This is a genomic window from Aquimarina intermedia, assembly GCF_008124785.1.
GTDB lineage: Bacteria > Bacteroidota > Bacteroidia > Flavobacteriales > Flavobacteriaceae > Aquimarina > Aquimarina intermedia.
Window position 1 is genome coordinate 82,321 of record NZ_VNHU01000005.1, and the last position, 18,187, is coordinate 100,507.

32 protein-coding genes are annotated in these 18,187 nt (G+C 37.2%); all 32 read left to right on the top strand.

Annotation, left to right across the window (positions count from 1 at the left end; translation table 11 throughout):
• The first annotated feature begins 15 nt into the window (after window positions 1-15).
• Window positions 16-492: a 30S ribosomal protein S7 gene (gene rpsG, locus BD809_RS08755; RefSeq protein ID WP_148782597.1), complete on the top strand. Its 477-nt coding sequence runs from the start codon at window positions 16-18 to the stop codon at window positions 490-492.
• 12 nt (window positions 493-504) lie between these two features.
• The gene (fusA, locus tag BD809_RS08760) at window positions 505-2,631 is read left to right on the top strand and encodes an elongation factor G (protein ID WP_148782598.1); all 2,127 of its coding nucleotides are present in this window, start codon (window positions 505-507) and stop codon (window positions 2,629-2,631) included.
• Between the two features lie 11 nt (window positions 2,632-2,642).
• Complete coding sequence (gene rpsJ / locus BD809_RS08765; protein ID WP_010181931.1) at window positions 2,643-2,948, top strand: 30S ribosomal protein S10; 306 nt, start codon at window positions 2,643-2,645, stop codon at window positions 2,946-2,948.
• Between the two features lie 182 nt (window positions 2,949-3,130).
• Entirely contained in the window at window positions 3,131-3,748 is a 618-nt protein-coding gene (rplC, locus tag BD809_RS08770) for a 50S ribosomal protein L3 (protein ID WP_148782599.1), read from the top strand.
• Window positions 3,748-4,377: a 50S ribosomal protein L4 gene (gene rplD, locus BD809_RS08775; protein ID WP_148782600.1), complete on the top strand. Its 630-nt coding sequence runs from the start codon at window positions 3,748-3,750 to the stop codon at window positions 4,375-4,377. The genes rplC and rplD overlap by 1 nt, the downstream gene beginning before the upstream one ends.
• Window positions 4,378-4,382: 5 nt before the next feature.
• Window positions 4,383-4,673, top strand: coding sequence for a 50S ribosomal protein L23 (gene rplW / locus BD809_RS08780; RefSeq protein ID WP_148782601.1), 291 nt, complete (start codon window positions 4,383-4,385; stop codon window positions 4,671-4,673).
• A gap of 9 nt (window positions 4,674-4,682) precedes the next feature.
• Window positions 4,683-5,507 carry a 50S ribosomal protein L2 gene (rplB, locus tag BD809_RS08785; protein ID WP_148782602.1) on the top strand — a complete coding sequence of 275 codons (825 nt, stop codon included), beginning with the start codon at window positions 4,683-4,685 and terminating at the stop codon, window positions 5,505-5,507.
• 6 nt (window positions 5,508-5,513) lie between these two features.
• Entirely contained in the window at window positions 5,514-5,792 is a 279-nt protein-coding gene (gene rpsS / locus BD809_RS08790) for a 30S ribosomal protein S19 (RefSeq protein WP_019386271.1), read from the top strand.
• 8 nt (window positions 5,793-5,800) lie between these two features.
• Window positions 5,801-6,208 carry a 50S ribosomal protein L22 gene (gene rplV / locus BD809_RS08795; RefSeq protein ID WP_148782603.1) on the top strand — a complete coding sequence of 136 codons (408 nt, stop codon included), beginning with the start codon at window positions 5,801-5,803 and terminating at the stop codon, window positions 6,206-6,208.
• A gap of 8 nt (window positions 6,209-6,216) precedes the next feature.
• Window positions 6,217-6,939, top strand: coding sequence for a 30S ribosomal protein S3 (gene rpsC, locus BD809_RS08800; RefSeq protein ID WP_148782604.1), 723 nt, complete (start codon window positions 6,217-6,219; stop codon window positions 6,937-6,939).
• 20 nt (window positions 6,940-6,959) lie between these two features.
• A complete protein-coding gene (gene rplP, locus BD809_RS08805; RefSeq protein WP_148782605.1) occupies window positions 6,960-7,379 on the top strand; it encodes a 50S ribosomal protein L16 in 420 nt (139 codons plus the stop codon).
• 11 nt (window positions 7,380-7,390) lie between these two features.
• Entirely contained in the window at window positions 7,391-7,585 is a 195-nt protein-coding gene (gene rpmC, locus BD809_RS08810) for a 50S ribosomal protein L29 (protein WP_148782606.1), read from the top strand.
• A 12-nt stretch (window positions 7,586-7,597) separates the two neighbouring features.
• Window positions 7,598-7,855 (top strand): 30S ribosomal protein S17, encoded by a 258-nt coding sequence (gene rpsQ / locus BD809_RS08815; RefSeq protein ID WP_148782607.1) that lies wholly within the window; start codon window positions 7,598-7,600, stop codon window positions 7,853-7,855.
• A gap of 2 nt (window positions 7,856-7,857) precedes the next feature.
• Window positions 7,858-8,226, top strand: coding sequence for a 50S ribosomal protein L14 (rplN, locus tag BD809_RS08820; RefSeq protein ID WP_148782608.1), 369 nt, complete (start codon window positions 7,858-7,860; stop codon window positions 8,224-8,226).
• A gap of 13 nt (window positions 8,227-8,239) precedes the next feature.
• A complete protein-coding gene (gene rplX / locus BD809_RS08825) occupies window positions 8,240-8,548 on the top strand; it encodes a 50S ribosomal protein L24 (RefSeq protein ID WP_148782609.1) in 309 nt (102 codons plus the stop codon).
• Between the two features lie 2 nt (window positions 8,549-8,550).
• Window positions 8,551-9,102: a 50S ribosomal protein L5 gene (gene rplE, locus BD809_RS08830; protein WP_148782610.1), complete on the top strand. Its 552-nt coding sequence runs from the start codon at window positions 8,551-8,553 to the stop codon at window positions 9,100-9,102.
• Between the two features lie 2 nt (window positions 9,103-9,104).
• Window positions 9,105-9,374: a 30S ribosomal protein S14 gene (gene rpsN / locus BD809_RS08835; RefSeq protein WP_148782611.1), complete on the top strand. Its 270-nt coding sequence runs from the start codon at window positions 9,105-9,107 to the stop codon at window positions 9,372-9,374.
• 70 nt (window positions 9,375-9,444) lie between these two features.
• Window positions 9,445-9,843, top strand: coding sequence for a 30S ribosomal protein S8 (gene rpsH, locus BD809_RS08840; protein WP_148782612.1), 399 nt, complete (start codon window positions 9,445-9,447; stop codon window positions 9,841-9,843).
• Window positions 9,844-9,863: 20 nt separating this feature from the next.
• Window positions 9,864-10,406, top strand: a complete 543-nt coding sequence (rplF, locus tag BD809_RS08845; RefSeq protein WP_148782613.1) for a 50S ribosomal protein L6 — start codon at window positions 9,864-9,866, stop codon at window positions 10,404-10,406.
• 10 nt (window positions 10,407-10,416) lie between these two features.
• On the top strand, window positions 10,417-10,773 hold the full coding sequence (gene rplR / locus BD809_RS08850) for a 50S ribosomal protein L18 (RefSeq protein WP_148782614.1): 357 nt from the start codon (window positions 10,417-10,419) through the stop codon (window positions 10,771-10,773).
• Window positions 10,774-10,779: 6 nt separating this feature from the next.
• On the top strand, window positions 10,780-11,304 hold the full coding sequence (rpsE, locus tag BD809_RS08855) for a 30S ribosomal protein S5 (RefSeq protein WP_148782615.1): 525 nt from the start codon (window positions 10,780-10,782) through the stop codon (window positions 11,302-11,304).
• A gap of 11 nt (window positions 11,305-11,315) precedes the next feature.
• On the top strand, window positions 11,316-11,495 hold the full coding sequence (rpmD, locus tag BD809_RS08860; RefSeq protein ID WP_148782616.1) for a 50S ribosomal protein L30: 180 nt from the start codon (window positions 11,316-11,318) through the stop codon (window positions 11,493-11,495).
• 9 nt (window positions 11,496-11,504) lie between these two features.
• Window positions 11,505-11,957 (top strand): 50S ribosomal protein L15, encoded by a 453-nt coding sequence (gene rplO / locus BD809_RS08865; RefSeq protein WP_148782617.1) that lies wholly within the window; start codon window positions 11,505-11,507, stop codon window positions 11,955-11,957.
• Window positions 11,958-11,967: 10 nt separating this feature from the next.
• The gene (secY, locus tag BD809_RS08870; protein WP_148782618.1) at window positions 11,968-13,305 is read left to right on the top strand and encodes a preprotein translocase subunit SecY; all 1,338 of its coding nucleotides are present in this window, start codon (window positions 11,968-11,970) and stop codon (window positions 13,303-13,305) included.
• Complete coding sequence (gene infA / locus BD809_RS08875; RefSeq protein WP_010181908.1) at window positions 13,305-13,520, top strand: translation initiation factor IF-1; 216 nt, start codon at window positions 13,305-13,307, stop codon at window positions 13,518-13,520. Before secY ends, infA begins: the two co-directional genes overlap by 1 nt.
• Before the next feature lie 113 nt (window positions 13,521-13,633).
• Window positions 13,634-13,750, top strand: coding sequence for a type B 50S ribosomal protein L36 (gene ykgO, locus BD809_RS08880; RefSeq protein ID WP_013621733.1), 117 nt, complete (start codon window positions 13,634-13,636; stop codon window positions 13,748-13,750).
• A gap of 2 nt (window positions 13,751-13,752) precedes the next feature.
• Complete coding sequence (gene rpsM, locus BD809_RS08885) at window positions 13,753-14,127, top strand: 30S ribosomal protein S13 (RefSeq protein ID WP_148782619.1); 375 nt, start codon at window positions 13,753-13,755, stop codon at window positions 14,125-14,127.
• Between the two features lie 8 nt (window positions 14,128-14,135).
• On the top strand, window positions 14,136-14,519 hold the full coding sequence (rpsK, locus tag BD809_RS08890; protein WP_148782620.1) for a 30S ribosomal protein S11: 384 nt from the start codon (window positions 14,136-14,138) through the stop codon (window positions 14,517-14,519).
• Between the two features lie 166 nt (window positions 14,520-14,685).
• On the top strand, window positions 14,686-15,291 hold the full coding sequence (rpsD, locus tag BD809_RS08895; protein WP_148782621.1) for a 30S ribosomal protein S4: 606 nt from the start codon (window positions 14,686-14,688) through the stop codon (window positions 15,289-15,291).
• Between the two features lie 23 nt (window positions 15,292-15,314).
• Complete coding sequence (locus tag BD809_RS08900; protein ID WP_148782622.1) at window positions 15,315-16,307, top strand: DNA-directed RNA polymerase subunit alpha; 993 nt, start codon at window positions 15,315-15,317, stop codon at window positions 16,305-16,307.
• Between the two features lie 60 nt (window positions 16,308-16,367).
• On the top strand, window positions 16,368-16,844 hold the full coding sequence (gene rplQ / locus BD809_RS08905) for a 50S ribosomal protein L17 (RefSeq protein ID WP_148782623.1): 477 nt from the start codon (window positions 16,368-16,370) through the stop codon (window positions 16,842-16,844).
• Between the two features lie 126 nt (window positions 16,845-16,970).
• Complete coding sequence (gene carA, locus BD809_RS08910; RefSeq protein ID WP_148782624.1) at window positions 16,971-18,089, top strand: glutamine-hydrolyzing carbamoyl-phosphate synthase small subunit; 1,119 nt, start codon at window positions 16,971-16,973, stop codon at window positions 18,087-18,089.
• Window positions 18,090-18,187 lie beyond the last annotated feature (98 nt).

Genomic DNA, 18,187 nt, shown 5'->3' on the forward strand with positions numbered 1-18,187 from the left:
TTTTAAGAAGAAGAGATGAGAAAAAGAAAGGCTAAAAAAAGACCTATTTTGCCAGATCCACGTTTCAACGATCAGTTAGTAACTAGATTTGTTAACATGATGATGTGGGATGGGAAAAAGTCGACAGCTTTCAAAATCTTTTACGATGCGATTGATATCGTGGAAGAGAAAAAACAGAACGAAGAAAAAACATCTTTAGAGGTGTGGAAGGATGCATTGTCTAATGTTATGCCTCATGTAGAGGTAAGAAGTAGACGAGTAGGAGGGGCAACTTTCCAGATTCCTAATCCGATTAGACCGGATCGTAAGATTTCTACTGCAATGAAGTGGTTAATTCAATTTTCACGTAAGCGTAATGAAAAATCGATGGCTCAGAAATTAGCCGGAGAGATTTTGGCTGCAGAAAAAGAAGAAGGTGCTGCTGTTAAGAAAAGAGTAGATACTCACAAGATGGCAGAAGCAAATAAAGCATTCTCACACTTTAGATTTTAATCACGAACAGAAATGGCTAGAGATTTAAAATATACAAGAAATATAGGTATTGCTGCGCATATTGATGCGGGTAAAACAACTACGACAGAGCGTATACTTTATTATACGGGTGTGAGTCATAAGATAGGTGAGGTGCATGATGGTGCGGCTACTATGGACTGGATGGAGCAAGAACAAGAGCGTGGAATCACGATTACTTCGGCGGCTACAACATGTACATGGAAGTTTCCATTAGAAAATGCACAGCCCTTACCGGAAACAAAGGATTATCACTTTAATATTATTGATACTCCGGGTCACGTTGATTTCACAGTGGAGGTGAATCGTTCATTGCGTGTCTTGGATGGGTTGGTTTTCTTATTTAGTGCAGTTGATGGTGTTGAGCCACAATCTGAAACTAACTGGAGGCTAGCGGATAATTATAAAGTTCCTAGAATCGGTTTTGTTAACAAAATGGACCGTCAAGGATCTAACTTTATGGCTGTTTGTCAACAAGTAAAAGATATGTTAGGTTCTAATGCAGTTCCTATAGTTCTTAATATTGGTGATGAGGCAGATTTTAAAGGTATCGTAGATTTAGTGAAGAACCGTGCTATTATCTGGCATGATGAAACACAAGGAGCCACTTTTGATGTGGTTGATATTCCTGAAGATATGAAGGAAGAGGCAAGAATCTTACGAGGTAAACTTATTGAAGAGGTTGCAGCGTATGATGAGAATCTTCTTGAAAAATATATGGAAGATGAAGATTCTATTACAGAAGAAGAGGTGCATGCCGCACTTCGTGCTGCTGTAATGGACATGTCAATTATTCCTATGATTTGCGGTTCTGCTTTCAAAAATAAAGGGGTTCAGTTTCTTTTAGATGCGGTATGTCGTTATTTACCTTCACCTACAGATAAAGAAGGTATTGTTGGAGTAAATCCTGATACTGAAAAAGAAGAATTGCGTAAGCCTGATGTTAAGGAGCCTTTTGCTGCTCTTGCATTTAAGATCGCTACAGATCCATTTGTTGGACGTCTGGCATTTTTCCGCGCATACTCAGGGAGACTTGATGCAGGTTCTTACATTCTAAACAACCGTTCTGGTAAAAAAGAGCGTATTTCTAGAATTTACCAGATGCATTCGAATAAGCAGAATGCAATCGATTATATAGAAGCGGGAGATATTGGTGCTGCTGTAGGTTTTAAAGATATTAAAACCGGTGATACGATGTCTGATGAGAAGCATCCTATTGTTTTGGAAAGTATGGATTTTCCTGATCCCGTTATCGGTATCGCGGTTGAGCCAAAAACTAAAGCAGATGTTGATAAATTAGGTATGGCATTATCTAAACTTGCCGAAGAGGATCCGACTTTCCAAGTAAAAACTGATGAAGCTTCAGGACAGACAATTATTTCTGGAATGGGTGAGTTGCACTTGGATATCATTGTGGATCGTCTAAGACGTGAGTTTAAGGTAGAGGTGAATCAAGGTCAGCCACAGGTTGAATATAAAGAAGCTATTACACAAGCTGCAGATCATAGAGAGGTGTATAAGAAACAATCTGGTGGTCGTGGTAAGTTTGCGGATATCGTATTTACAATTGAGCCGGCTGATGAAGGTGTTGTAGGACTTCAATTTGAATCTACAATAAAAGGTGGTAACGTTCCTAAGGAATTTATTCCATCGATTGAGAAAGGTTTCAAAGCGGCTATGGTAAATGGTCCTTTAGCTGGATATGAAGTAGATTCTATGAAAGTGACATTGAAAGATGGATCTTATCATGATGTGGATTCGGATCAACTATCGTTCGAATTAGCTGCTAAATTAGGTTTTAAAAATTCAGCGAAAGCTGCTAAAGCCGTAATTATGGAGCCGATTATGAAATTGGAAGTTATTACTCCTGAAGAAAATATGGGTGATATCGTTGGTGATCTTAACCGTCGTAGAGGACAAGTAAGTGATATGGGAGACCGTGCTGGTGCAAAAACTGTAAAGGCTACTGTCCCTCTTTCAGAAATGTTCGGATACGTAACGACATTGAGAACTTTATCTTCTGGTAGAGCTACATCTACTATGGAATTTTCACACTACGCTGAAACTCCGTCTAATATTTCAGAAGAGGTAATCGCAGCTGCAAAAGGAGTTAACGCTTAATTATTACAGAAATGAGTCAAAAAATCAGAATAAAACTAAAATCTTACGATCATAATTTAGTAGATAAGTCTGCTGAGAAAATCGTAAAGACGGTTAAAAGTACCGGCGCTGTAGTAACTGGGCCGATTCCTTTGCCAACACATAAAAAGATTTTCACTGTATTACGTTCACCACACGTAAACAAAAAATCTAGAGAGCAGTTCCAATTAAGTTCTTACAAAAGACTTTTGGATATCTATAGCTCTTCATCAAAAACTATTGATGCTCTAATGAAGCTTGAATTGCCAAGTGGAGTTGAAGTTGAGATTAAAGTGTAATTATATTCTTGTCCCAAAGCAGCTTGTTTGGCTGCTTTGGGAATAAGTATGATATACAAAAAATGTCCTGAGCTGTGTGCGAGGGAAAAACGGAAAAATATAATCAGGGTTGATGTATTTTGACCCTGTTTTATTTTTAGGAAAATAAATAAGAGTAAGTATTAATTAATAATTTATTAAATATGTCTGGGTTAATAGGAAAAAAGATCGGTATGACCAGCATTTTCGATGAGAATGGAAAAAACATTCCATGTACAGTTATCGAAGCTGGACCATGTGTGATCACCCAAGTCAGAACTAATGAGGTTGATGGCTATGAAGCTATTCAATTAGGTTTCGATGACAAAGCAGACAAAAATGCTACTAAAGCGGCCGCTGGTCACTTTAAAAAAGCAGGTACGGTTGCTAAACGTAAAGTTGTTGAATTCAAAAGTTTTGAGGAGGATCACAAATTAGGAGATACCATTACGGTAGAACATTTCACAGAAGGGGAATTTGTTGATGTATCAGGAACGTCTAAAGGAAAAGGTTTCCAAGGTGTTGTTAAGAGACACGGATTTGGTGGAGTAGGTCAAGCGACTCACGGTCAACATAACCGTTTAAGAGCTCCTGGATCTATTGGTGCTGCTTCATATCCTGCGAGAGTATTCAAAGGAATGAGAATGGCCGGTAGAATGGGCGGAGATAAAGTAAAAGTTCAAAACTTAAAAGTGTTAAAAGTAGTTGCTGAAAAGAATATACTTGTTGTAAAAGGATGTGTTCCTGGTCACAAAAACGCTTATGTAACGATTCAGAAGTAATGAAAGTAGCAGTTGTTGATATTAACGGAAAAGAAACAGGTAGAAAGGCAGACCTTTCTGATGCTGTTTTTGGTGTAGAACCAAATGATCATGCTGTATACTTAGATGTGAAGCAGTATTTGGCAAATCAACGTCAAGGTACGCACAAAGCTAAGGAGCGCGCAGAGATTGTAGGTAGTACTAGAAAAATTAAGAAGCAAAAAGGAACAGGTACTGCCCGAGCAGGTAGTATCAAGTCTCCGATCTTCAAAGGTGGTGGTAGAATATTTGGACCAAGACCTCGTAACTATTCTTTCAAATTGAACAAAAACTTGAAAAGATTAGCGAGAAGATCTGCGCTAAGTATCAAAGCAAATGACAAAGCAATTATGGTTGTGGAGGATTTTAATTTTGATACTATAAAAACTAAGAATTTTACATCAGTTCTAAAGTCTTTAGGACTAGATAGTAAAAAATCTTTGTTTGTGTTGGGAGAGTCAAATAATAATGTATATTTGTCGTCACGCAATTTAAAAGGATCAGAAGTTATAACCGCCTCAGAATTAAGTACTTATAAAATACTTAATGCGAATAGTGTTGTGCTTTTGGAAGGTTCTTTGAAAGGAATTGAAGCGAATTTAAGTAAATAGAAGCCATGAGTATTTTAATAAAACCTATTATTACGGAAAAGGCTACCAGCGATAGTGAGTTATTTAACCGCTATGGTTTTCAGGTAGATAAAAAAGCGAATAAGGTGCAGATTAAGAAAGCTGTGGAGGCAGCTTATGGTGTTTCTGTTACTAAAGTTCGTACTATTAATGTCCGTCCGGATCGTAAAACCCGTTTTACAAAAACAGGAATGATCACTGGTAAAACAAATGCAATTAAGAAGGCAATTGTACAGGTGGCGGAAGGTGAAGTAATTGATTTATACAGTAATCTTTAAGACTAACAGATGTCAGTAAGAAAATTAAAACCAATTACCCCAGGTCAGCGTTTTAGAGTAGTAAATGGGTATGACGCCATTACTACTGATAAGCCGGAAAAAAGCCTATTGGCTCCGAGAAAAAGATCTGGAGGTAGAAACAGTCAAGGGAAAATGACCATGCGCTATATTGGTGGTGGTCATAAAAGAAGATATCGTATCATCGATTTCAAACGTGATAAGCAGGGTGTTCCTGCTACGGTTGCGTCGATTGAGTACGATCCAAACAGAACTGCATTTATAGCGCTTTTGAACTATCAAGATGGTGAAAAGCGTTATGTTATTGCTCAAAATGGACTACAGGTTGGGCAAAATATCGTCGCAGGTAGTAATGTTGCTCCAGAAATTGGAAATGCAATGCCACTTAGCGATATTCCATTAGGTACTATTATTTCTTGTATAGAACTTCGACCAGGTCAAGGTGCTGTTATGGCGCGTAGTGCTGGTTCTTTTGCTCAGTTAATGGCAAGAGACGGTAAGTTTGCTACAGTTAAGCTTCCTTCAGGAGAAGTACGATTAATTTTGGTTAATTGTGTTGCGACAATAGGTGCTGTTTCTAACAGTGATCATCAATTAGTTGTTGGTGGTAAAGCTGGTAGAGGAAGATGGTTAGGACGTCGTCCAAGAACAAGACCGGTAGCAATGAACCCTGTTGATCACCCAATGGGTGGTGGAGAAGGTCGTTCTTCAGGAGGTCATCCTCGTTCTAGAAAAGGTCTTCCTGCTAAAGGATACAGAACCCGTTCTAAGACGAAGTCGAGTAATAAGTATATTGTAGAACGTAGAAAGAAATAATAAGATATGGCACGTTCATTAAAAAAAGGACCTTACGTTCACTATAAGTTAGAGAAAAAAGTAGCTGCAAACGTTGAAGCTAACAAGAAGTCTGTTATCAAAACATGGTCAAGAGCCTCTATGATAACACCTGATTTTGTTGGTCAAACAATAGCAGTGCATAATGGTCGCCAGTTCGTTCCTGTGTATGTTACAGAGAACATGGTAGGACATAAATTAGGAGAATTTTCGCCAACTCGTTCCTTTAGAGGACACGCTGGTGCTAAAAATAAAGGTAAAAAATAATTTAAGCTATGGGAGTTCGTAAAAGAGAAATGGCGGATAGAATTAAAGAAGAGAGAAAGCAAGTTGCTTTCGCTAAGCTTAATAACTGTCCAACATCACCTAGAAAGATGCGTTTAGTTGCGGATCTTGTGCGTGGTGAGAAAATTGAAAGAGCGCTTCATATTCTTAGATTTAACCCTAAAGAAGCATCACGTCGTTTAGAGAAGCTTTTGCTATCAGCAATTGCTAACTGGCAGGCGAAGAATGAAGACGCTAGCATCGAGGATGCTGAGCTTATTGTAAAAGAGATTCGTGTTGACGGAGGAAGTATGTTAAAAAGACTTCGTCCTGCGCCACAGGGTCGTGCACACAGAATAAGAAAACGCTCTAATCACGTTACAATCGTGGTTGCAGCTAAAAATAATACACAAAGCTAAATAATAGTATGGGACAGAAGACAAATCCAATCGGAAATCGCCTTGGTATCATTAGAGGATGGGAATCCAACTGGTACGGAGGTAATGACTACGGCGATAAACTTGCTGAAGACGATAAGATTAGAAAGTATGTACACGCACGTTTATCAAAAGCTAGTGTATCAAGAGTAATTATTGAGCGTACGCTTAAACTTGTAACCGTTACTATCACTACTGCTAGACCTGGTATTATTATCGGAAAAGGTGGACAAGAGGTAGACAAGTTAAAAGAAGAGCTTAAAAAGATTACAGATAAAGAAGTACAGATCAATATCTTTGAGATCAAAAGACCAGAATTAGATGCATTCTTGGTTGGTTCTAGTGTAGCTAGACAAATTGAGAACCGTATTTCGTACCGTAGAGCTATTAAAATGGCGATCGCAGCTGCAATGAGAATGAATGCTGAAGGTATTAAAATACAGATTTCTGGACGTTTGAATGGGGCTGAAATGGCACGTTCTGAGTCTTATAAAGATGGTCGTATTCCTTTATCAACATTTAGAGCTGACATAGATTACGCTTTAGTTGAGGCACATACTACTTATGGTAGATTAGGTGTTAAAGTGTGGATTATGAAAGGTGAAGTGTATGGTAAGAGAGAGCTTTCTCCTTTAGTTGGACTATCCAAGAAACAAGGAAAAGGTGACAGAGCCGGTCGAGGTGGTGAGAAGAAATCACGTCGTAGAAAGTAATTTTTTAAAGTAAATTAACAATGTTACAGCCTAAAAGAACAAAGTTCCGTAAACAACAAAAGGGTCGTATGAAAGGATTGTCTCAACGAGGGAATCAACTTTCAAACGGTACTTTTGGGATTAAATCGTTGGATTCAAGTTTTGTTACTGCACGTCAGATAGAAGCAGCACGTATTTCTGCTACTCGTTATATGAAAAGAGAAGGATCTCTGTGGATTAAAATTTTCCCGGACAAGCCAATTACTAAGAAACCTCTTGAAGTACGTATGGGTAAAGGAAAAGGTGCGGTTGAATACTGGGCAGCAGTAGTGAAGCCAGGAAGAATCTTATTCGAGATCAGTGGTGTATCATACGATGTTGCTAAAGAAGCACTTCGTTTGGCCGCTCAAAAATTACCAGTTAAAACTAAGTTTATTGTAGCTAGAGATTATCAAGCTTAATATTTGAGATTATGAAACAATCAGAAGTAAAAGAATTATCTACAGCTGAATTGCAAGAGCAACTTGGTAAATCTCAAAAAGAGTATTCGGATTTAAAAATGGCTCACACAATGTCTCCATTAGAAAATCCTTTACAGATACGTAAAGCGAGAAAATCTATCGCGAGAATAGCTACTGAGTTAACAAAACGAGAATTAAACGGTTAATTCTGCTGAAAGATGGAAAAAAGAAATTTAAGAAAAGAGCGTATAGGTGTTGTTACTAGTAACAAAATGGTGAAATCAATTGTGGTTTCTGAAGTTAGAAAAGTAAAGCACCCGATGTACGGAAAGTTCGTATTAAAGACGAAAAAATACGTAGCACACGACGAGAAAAACGATTGCAATATTGGTGATACTGTTAAGATCATGGAAACACGACCTATGAGTAAAACTAAATGTTGGAGATTAGTAGAAGTAATTGAAAGAGCGAAGTAATTATGTTACAACAAGAGTCTAGATTAAAAGTAGCCGATAACACTGGAGCAAAAGAAGTTTTGGTAATCCGTGTTTTAGGTGGTACAGGAAGAAGATACGCCTCTGTAGGTGACAAGATAGTTGTCAGTGTTAAAGAAGCGACTCCTAACGGTAACGTTAAAAAAGGAGCTGTTTCGACTGCAGTTGTTGTTCGTACAAAAAAAGAAGTGCGCAGACCAGACGGTTCGTACATTCGTTTCGACGATAATGCATGTGTTTTATTAAACCCTGCTGGCGAGATGAGAGGTACACGTGTTTTTGGTCCTGTTGCAAGAGAACTTCGTGATAAGCAATTCATGAAAATCGTTTCATTAGCGCCGGAAGTGCTTTAAAATTGTAAATAAAATGACAAAGCATAAAATTAAATCAGGAGATACGGTACGTGTCATTGCTGGAGATAATAAAGGCCAGGAAGGAAAAGTACAGAAAGTATTAAAAGATAAGAACAAGGTTCTTGTGGAAGGTGTAAATATGGTTTCTAAACATCAGAAGCCAAGTGCAGCTAATCCGCAGGGAGGTATTGTAAAGCAAGAAGCGCCTATTCATATTTCAAACTTGTCTCTGTTGTCAAATGGAGAAACAACAAGAGTTGGGTATAGAATGGAAGGAGATAAGAAAGTGAGATTTTCTAAAAAATCTAATGAAGTAATATAGTTATGGCTTATATTCCAAGATTAAAACAAGAGTATAACGACAGAATTGTGTCAGCTCTTACAGAAGAATTTAGTTACGCAAACGTAATGCAGGTACCAAAACTTAAAAAAATTGTTTTGAGTAGAGGTGTTGGTGCGGCCGTAGCAGATAAGAAACTGATCGATCACGCAGTGGATGAGTTGACTATGATATCAGGTCAAAAAGCTGTTGCAACTATTTCTAAAAAGGATGTTGCTTCTTTTAAATTACGTAAAGGGATGCCTATTGGTGCAAAAGTTACGTTGAGAGGTGAGCAGATGTATGAATTTTTAGACCGTTTAATCACTTCAGCATTACCACGTGTAAGAGATTTCAACGGAATCAAAGCTACAGGTTTTGATGGAAGAGGAAATTATTCATTGGGAATTCTTGAGCAAATCATTTTTCCAGAGGTTGATATTGATAAAGTAAATAAAATTTCAGGAATGAATATTACTTTTGAAACTTCTGCGAATACTGATAAGGAAGCAAAATCATTGTTAACTGAACTAGGTTTACCCTTTAAAAAGAATTAATTATGGCTAAAGAATCAATGAAAGCCCGTGAGGTTAAAAGAACTAAAACGGTTGAAAAATATGCTGAGAAACGCAAAGCTTTAAAAGAAGCTGGTGACTACGAAGCATTACAAAAATTGCCAAAAAATGCTTCTCCTGTTCGTCAACACAACCGATGTAAATTAACAGGAAGACCAAAAGGATATATGCGTCAGTTTGGTATCTCTCGTGTTATGTTTAGAGAGATGGCTAACCAAGGTTTAATACCTGGTGTTACAAAAGCTAGTTGGTAATAACAAATACATTAATTGGTTTCAGGTTCAACTAAAGTAGTTTGAAAACCAAAACCATAAATTACATATAATGAATACAGATCCTATAGCAGATTATTTAACCAGAATTCGTAATGCGAATAGTGCTCAACATAGAGTTGTTGAAATTCCTGCGTCTAAGGTTAAAAAAGAAATCACTAAAATATTATTCGATCAGGGGTATATTTTAAGTTATAAATTCGAAGATACTACCGCTCAGGGTACCATCAAAATCGCGTTGAAATACGATAAGATGACCAAAGAGCCTGTAATTAAAAATTTACAGCGAATCAGTAAGCCTGGTTTACGTAAGTATGCTGGTTCTAATGAAATCCCAAGAATTTTAAACGGATTAGGAGTTGCAATTGTTTCTACATCTCACGGTGTTATGACCGGTAAACGTGCTAAGCAAGAGAATGTAGGAGGAGAAGTACTTTGCTACGTATATTAACAGTATAAAAGACAAAAGAAATGTCAAGAATAGGAAAAAATCCAGTAACTGTTCCGTCTGGTGTCACAGTTGATGTGACAGGTAATGTTGTTACTGTTAAAGGAAAATTAGGAGAGCTTACCCAAACTTTTGATAGTATTGATATCAAAGTAGAAGAAGGGCAAGTAATTTTAGAGAGACCTAGTGAGTTGAAAGACCACAAAGCTAAACACGGATTATACAGATCGCTTATCAACAATATGATTGTTGGAGTTTCTGAAGGGTTTACCAAAGAGTTGGAGTTGGTAGGAGTTGGTTACAGAGCCACTCACCAAGGACAAAAGCTAGATTTAGCACTTGGGTTTTCTCATAGTATTGTTATGGACCTTGCTCCAGAAGTAAAGGTTGAAACAGTTTCAGAAAAAGGTAAGAATCCTATCATCAAATTAACTTCTTTTGATAAACAGTTGGTTGGTCAGGTTGCTGCTAAAATTAGAGCATTCCGTAAGCCGGAACCATACAAAGGAAAAGGAATTAAATTTGTAGGAGAACAATTAAGAAGAAAAGCAGGTAAATCTGCATAATCACTAAGGTATGGCATTCTCAAAAGATTCAAGAAGAGCAAAAATAAGAAAACGCATCCGTGGAACGGTTAGCGGTACAGAACAACGTCCTAGATTATCTGTATACAGAAGTAATAAAGAAATCTACGCACAAATCGTAGATGATGTTACTGGTGTAACAATCAGTGCAGCTTCGTCAAGAGATAAAGACATTGCTTCGGCATCTGGAAATAAAATAGAAAAAGCGAACTTGGTTGGTAAAGCACTTGCTGAAAAAGCTGTGAAAGCCGGTGTAGAGACTATCTCTTTTGATAGAGGTGGGTATTTATATCACGGAAGAGTAAAATCATTGGCAGAAGGAGCTAGAGAAGCAGGACTAAAATTCTAAGAAATTATGTATCAAAAATATAAAAACGCAGAATTAGTAAAACCAAGTGGACTTGAACTAAAAGATCGTTTAGTTGGTGTTCAACGTGTAACCAAAGTAACTAAAGGTGGTAGAGCTTTTGGTTTCTCTGCAATAGTTGTTGTAGGAGATGAAAATGGTGTAGTTGGTCACGGTCTAGGTAAATCTAAAGAAGTAGCAGAAGCTATTGCAAAAGCAGTAGAAGATGCAAAGAAAAATTTAGTACGTATTCCTTTGACTAAAGGAACGTTACCACATGAGCAAAAAGGTAAATATGGTGGTGCACGTGTCTTATTGATGCCGGCAGCAACAGGTACCGGAGTAATTGCAGGTGGGGCAATACGTGCAGTATTAGAAGCTGTAGGTGTTCATGATGTACTTTCAAAGAACCAAGGATCTTCTAACCCACACAATGTGGTAAAAGCAACGTTTGATGCGTTATTGCAATTGCGTAATGCAGAGCAAGTAGCACGTCAACGAGGAGTATCACTTGATAAAGTGTTTAAAGGTTAAATATTAGGACGATGGCAAAGATTAAAATTACTAAAGTAAGAAGTGCGATAAATCGTACTCAGAGACAAAAGAGAACTCTTGAGGCTTTAGGTCTTAAAAAGATCGGCCAGGTAGTGGAGCACGACGACACTCCTAATATCCTTGGGATGGTAAATAAAGTTAAACATTTAGTTTCGATAGAAACAAAATAATATAAGCACATGGATTTAAGTAACTTAAAACCTGCTGCAGGTTCAGTAAAAAATAACAGCAAGCGCGTAGGTCGCGGACAGGGTTCTGGTAAAGGTGGAACTGCTACCCGTGGTCATAAAGGAGCAAAATCTCGTTCTGGATATTCAAAGAAAATTGGATTTGAAGGAGGGCAGATGCCATTGCAACGACGTGTTCCAAAATTCGGTTTTACTAATATTAATCGTAAAGAATATCAAGGAATCAATTTAGATACTTTGCAAGCCTATGTGGATGCAGGTAAGTTTAAAGATTCTGTAGATCTTGAGGTTCTTATGGATAACCGTCTTGTCGGAAAGAATGATTTAGTTAAGATACTGGGAAGAGGTGAATTGAAGGCGAAGTTGAAAGTCTCAGCTCACAAATTTACAGCCACTGCAAAGGCCGCTATTGAAGCAGCTGGTGGTGAGGCAGTAACCCTATAATAAACGATTCATGAAATTTATTGATACAATAAAAAATATTTGGAAAATAGAGGAGCTAAGAAATAGAATTCTTGTTACCTTAGGATTATTACTAGTATATCGATTTGGTGCACAAGTAGTACTTCCTGGAGTAGATGCTTCTCAATTAGCAAATTTGGCTTCACAAACAGACCAAGGTTTACTTGGTCTGTTAAATGCTTTTACGGGAGGTGCATTTTCTAATGCCTCTGTTTTTGCATTAGGTATTATGCCTTATATTTCGGCCTCTATTGTTGTACAATTGATGGGTATTGCTATACCTTATCTTCAGAAACTTCAAAAAGAAGGCGAAAGTGGTAGAAAGAAAATCAACCAAATTACACGTTGGTTGACTATAGCTATTACCTTGGTTCAGGGACCTGGATATATCTATAATTTGTTTGCAACCTTACCAGCAGAAGCTTTTGTGCTTCCAAATCAAACTGTTTTTGTTGTGTCATCTGTAATCATCTTAACTACGGGTTGTATTTTTGCAATGTGGTTGGGAGAGAAGATTACCGATAAAGGTATTGGTAACGGTATCTCACTCTTAATTATGGTTGGTATTATTGCAACATTACCACAGTCATTTGTGCAAAACTTTTCTTCTAGAGTATCTGGAGATACCGGGGGAATGATTATGGTTCTTATTGAACTTGTCATATGGTTTGCGATTATTATGGCTTCGGTATTATTGGTAATGGCTGTACGTCAAATACCCGTGCAGTATGCGAGAAGAACTGCGGGTGGAGGATACGAGAAAAACGTATTCGGTTCACGTCAGTATATACCGCTAAAACTTAATGCATCTGGTGTAATGCCAATTATTTTTGCTCAAGCAATTATGTTTATACCTGCTGCGGTAGCTGGATTATCCGATTCAGAGACTTCACAAGGTGTAGCGGCTGCTTTCAGTGATATTTTCGGTTTGTGGTATAATGTATTATTCGCAGTATTGATTATTGTGTTTACATATTTTTATACAGCGATTACTGTACCTACCAATAAAATGGCCGATGATTTGAAAAGAAGTGGTGGTTTTATTCCTGGGATTCGTCCTGGTGGTGAAACTGGGGAGTATCTGGATAAGATCATGTCACAGATAACTCTTCCCGGATCAGTATTCCTAGCATTAATTGCAATATTTCCTGCGATAGCAGTTAAATTGCTGAATGTGCAACAAGGATGGGCATTGTTTTTTGGAGGAACCTCTTTATTGATTATGGTGGGTGTTGCGATCGATACAATGCAACAGGTTAATTCATATTTATTGAATAGACACTACGATGGTTTAATGAAAACTGGTAAAAACAGAAAAGCAGTAGCATAATGGCAAAACAACCAGCAATAGAACAGGATGGTAGTATAATTGAAGCATTGTCAAATGCAATGTTTCGTGTTGAATTGGAGAATGGTCACGTAGTGACAGCTCATATCTCTGGTAAGATGCGAATGCACTATATTAAATTACTTCCTGGAGATAAAGTAAAATTAGAAATGAGTCCTTATGATTTATCAAAGGCTCGAATAACATATCGATACTAATTAAAAATTAGTTATTTAAGATTTTTTGTGTACTTTTGCAGGCTCAAAAATCTTGTTAATGATTTCGATTGAAGTATTAGTAGTTAATATTTCAGAAACAAAAAACAATAAGGATGAAAGTTAGAGCATCAATAAAAAAGAGAAGTGCCGAGTGCAAGATTGTGCGTCGAAAAGGCCGACTTTACGTAATTAATAAAAAGAATCCTAGATTTAAACAAAGACAAGGGTAATTATGGCAAGAATTGCAGGGGTAGATATACCTAAACAAAAGCGAGGAGTTATAGCATTAACCTATATCTTCGGTGTTGGTAGAAGTAGAGCTAAAGAAATTTTAGACACTGCCAAAGTAGATGAGAGTATTAAAGTTTCTGACTGGGATGATGATCAAATTGGTCGTATTCGTGAAGCTGTAGGAGCCTATACCATTGAAGGAGAGTTAAGATCTGAGGTTCAGGTGAATATCAAACGTCTTATGGATATAGGGTGTTACCGTGGTATTCGTCATAGATCTGGGTTGCCTTTAAGAGGTCAACGTACTAAGAATAACTCTAGAACACGTAAAGGAAGAAGAAAAACTGTTGCTAACAAGAAAAAAGCGACTAAATAATAAGTAGTATGGCAAAGTCAACTTCAAAAAAACGTAAGGTAATTGTAGAATCTGTTGGTGAGGCTCACGTAACTGCTTCTTTTAACAATATCATCGTTTCACTTACAAATAAAAAAGGAGACGTTATTTCTTGGTCTTCAGCTGGTAAAATGGGTTTCAGAGGTTCTAAAAAGAACACGCCATATGCTGCTCAATTAGCATCAGAAGATGCGGCAAAAGTAGCTATCGAAGCAGGTCTTAAGAAAGTGAAAGTTTATGTGAAAGGACCAGGTAATGGTAGAGAATCTGCGATTCGTTCTATTCACAATTCTGGAATTGAGGTTACAGAAATTATTGATGTAACTCCAATGCCACATAACGGATGTCGTCCTCCAAAAAGACGTAGAGTATAATTTAAAAGAATCCGGAAGCTGTTAGTTTCCGGTTTCTCTATATAACAACTTGAATGCGTGATGTACTATCGTGCATTCTTTTTAAGTAAATCCTAAAAGAGGAATTCTGATTATCGAAGGACAGTGACCTTAATTCATAATCACCTCATTAACTAAATTAATTACAATGGCAAGATATACTGGTCCAAAAACTAAAATCGCTCGTAAATTTGGTGAAGCGATCTTCGGAGATGACAAATCATTCGAAAAAAGAAATTACCCTCCTGGGCAACACGGTAACAACAGACGTAGAGGTAAGAAAAGTGAATATGCTATCCAGTTAATGGAGAAGCAAAAAGCTAAATATACGTATGGAATTCTTGAGCGTCAGTTCCGTAACATGTTTGAAAGAGCTACCAGATCTCAAGGGATTACTGGTGAGGTTCTTTTGCAATTATGTGAATCTCGTTTAGACAATGTGGTGTTTAGAATGGGCTTAGCCAATTCTCGTAGAGGAGCTAGACAATTAGTATCACACAGACATATTACTGTAAATGGTGGGCTTGTTAATATTCCTTCATACCAATTGAAACCTGGTGATGTTGTAAGTGTTCGAGAGAAGTCTAAATCTTTAGAGGTGATCCAAAATGCACTTGCCAATAATAGCAAAGTGTATGAGTGGATTACTTTTAATAACGACACTAAACAAGGTACTTTTGTATCTGTTCCTGGTAGAATTCAGATCCCTGAAAATATCAACGAACAATTCATCGTCGAATTATATTCTAAGTAATAACTCATAGAAGAAACAATAACATGGCAATATTAAATTTTCAGAAGCCCGATAAAGTTATCATGATCGACTCAACTGAGTTTGATGGTAAGTTTGAATTCAGACCATTAGAACCAGGGTACGGTTTAACAGTTGGTAACGCTTTGAGAAGAGTTTTGCTATCTTCTTTAGAGGGATTCGCTATTACTTCTTTAAGAGTAGAAGGAGTAGATCATGAATTCTCTACTATATCTGGAGTTGTAGAAGATGTAACCGAGATTATCTTAAATCTTAAGCAAGTACGTTTTAAACGTCAAATAGAGGATATCGATAATGAAGCTGTTACTATTTCTATTTCTGGCCAAGAGCAGTTAACTGCAGGAGATTTCCAAAAATTTATCTCAGGTTTCCAAGTGCTTAATCCGGACTTGGTGATTTGTAACATGGATAAAAAAGTTTCTCTTAATATGGAGCTTTCTATCGAAAAAGGTAGAGGATACGTTCCGGCTGAAGAGAATAAAAAGGCAAATGCACCGATCGGTACAATTTTTACAGATTCTATCTATACGCCTATCAAAAATGTTAAGTATAGTATAGAAAACTATCGTGTAGAGCAGAAGACGGATTATGAAAAATTGGTTTTCGAGATTGTTACTGATGGTTCAATTCATCCTAAAGATGCGTTGACCGAGGCTGCTAAGATCTTAATCCACCACTTCATGTTATTCTCTGATGAGCGCATAACGCTAGAGGCTGACGAGATCGCTCAAACAGAAACTTATGATGAGGAGTCTCTACACATGAGACAGTTGTTAAAAACGAAGCTTATTGATATGGACTTGTCTGTACGTGCGCTTAATTGTTTAAAAGCTGCAGAGGTAGATACCTTAGGAGATTTAGTTTCTTATAATAAGAACGATTTAATGAAGTTCCGAAACTTTGGTAAAAAATCTTTAACTGAACTAGAAGAATTAGTGAATGTTAAAGGGCTTAACTTTGGTATGGATCTTTCCAAATATAAATTAGACAAAGATTAATCCATCATAGTTTGCTCCCCAAGGTGGGTTGTAGCAAGATGATGATTCAAAACAAATGTCATGAGACACGGAAAAAAAATAAATCACTTAGGAAGAAAAACAGCGCATCGTAAAGCAATGCTTTCAAACATGGCTTGTTCCCTAATTGAACACAAAAGAATTAATACTACAGTAGCAAAGGCTAAAGCCTTAAAGCAATTTGTAGAGCCATTAATTACGAAGTCTAAAGAGGATACAACGCACAATCGTCGTCTCGTTTTTAGTAAATTACGTAGTAAAGAAACAGTTACGGAATTGTTTAGAGATGTAGCTGCAAAAATCGGAGATCGTCCAGGAGGATATACTAGAATTATAAAACTAGGAAATCGTTTGGGAGATAACGCTGATATGGCAATGATCGAATTAGTGGACTACAATGAGCTATACAATGCTGATAAGCCAGCTAAAAAGAAATCAACACGTAGAGGAAGATCTAAGAAAACAGAAACAGCTCCTGCTGCTCCGGCATCAGAAACTACAAATTCTGAAGAAGAATAGATGATTAAGTGGTTAACACATAATGAAAAAAGGATAGGCGTTCAACGTTTATCCTTTTTTTTTAATTTAAATTTTATGAAATCAGCCGTTTTATTACCTTAAACGGCACAATTAAATTTGATGACAATGAAATATCAATCTCGTAAAAAAGCAATTCTCTTATTAGCTGACGGCACTATTTTTAATGGGAAGGCTGTAGGTAGAGATGGCAATGCATTTGGTGAAGTATGTTTTAATACAGGGATGACCGGATATCAAGAAATTTTTACTGATCCTTCTTATTTTGGTCAGCTTATGGTTACAACCAATGCGCATATTGGGAACTATGGTACGTTTGAGGAAGAAATGGAATCTGATTCTGTAAAAATAGCAGGCTTGATTGTCAAGAACTTTAGTTATGATTATTCCAGAGAAAATGCTGATCAATCCTTGCAGGAATTTTTGGATAAATACGGAGTCTTGGCTATCTCAGATGTTGATACGCGAGCCCTTGTGAGTTATATAAGAGATCATGGTGCGATGAACGCCGTGATAAGTACTGATGTGGAGAATATAGAGGGCTTAAAAGCGCAATTGGCAGAAGTTCCTAATATGGACGGGTTAGAACTTGCGTCAAAAGTTTCAACCACAGAACCTTACTTTTATGGAGATCCAAATGCGGAGTTTAAGATTTCAGCTATGGATTTAGGAATTAAGAAAAACATACTTCGTAACCTTGCTAAACGTGATGCTTATATAAAAGTTTTTCCACATTCTGCTACTTTTGAAGAAATGAGTGCATGGGAGCCGGATGGTTATTTTCTGTCTAATGGACCGGGTGATCCAGATCCGCTTACCAACGCTATTGAAGTAACCAAAGAAATTATTAAAAGAGATCTGCCTCTTTTTGGGATATGTCTGGGGCATCAAGTGATTGCGTTAGCTAATGGTATTGCTACATATAAAATGCATCATGGTCATCGCGGAATTAATCATCCGGTTAAGAATCTCCTTACAGGCAAAGGTGAGATCACTTCGCAGAATCACGGCTTTTCTGTGGATAGAGAGCAAACAGAGTCTAATCCAGAAGTTGAAATTACGCATGTTCATCTGAATGATCATACCGTAGCAGGATTGAGAATGGTTAATAAAAACTGTTTTTCTGTTCAATATCATCCCGAGGCGGGTCCTGGGCCAAATGATGCTACCTATTTGTTTGATCAGTTTATAGAGAATATTAAGAAACGGGAGTACGTAAATAAATAAGATATTTTGAAAAGCTTACACTGAAATCGATCTAAAACGTTGTAGTTAATAACTTCTATGGTTTTACATGATTTTAGCAATAAGTTGGCTGTATAACG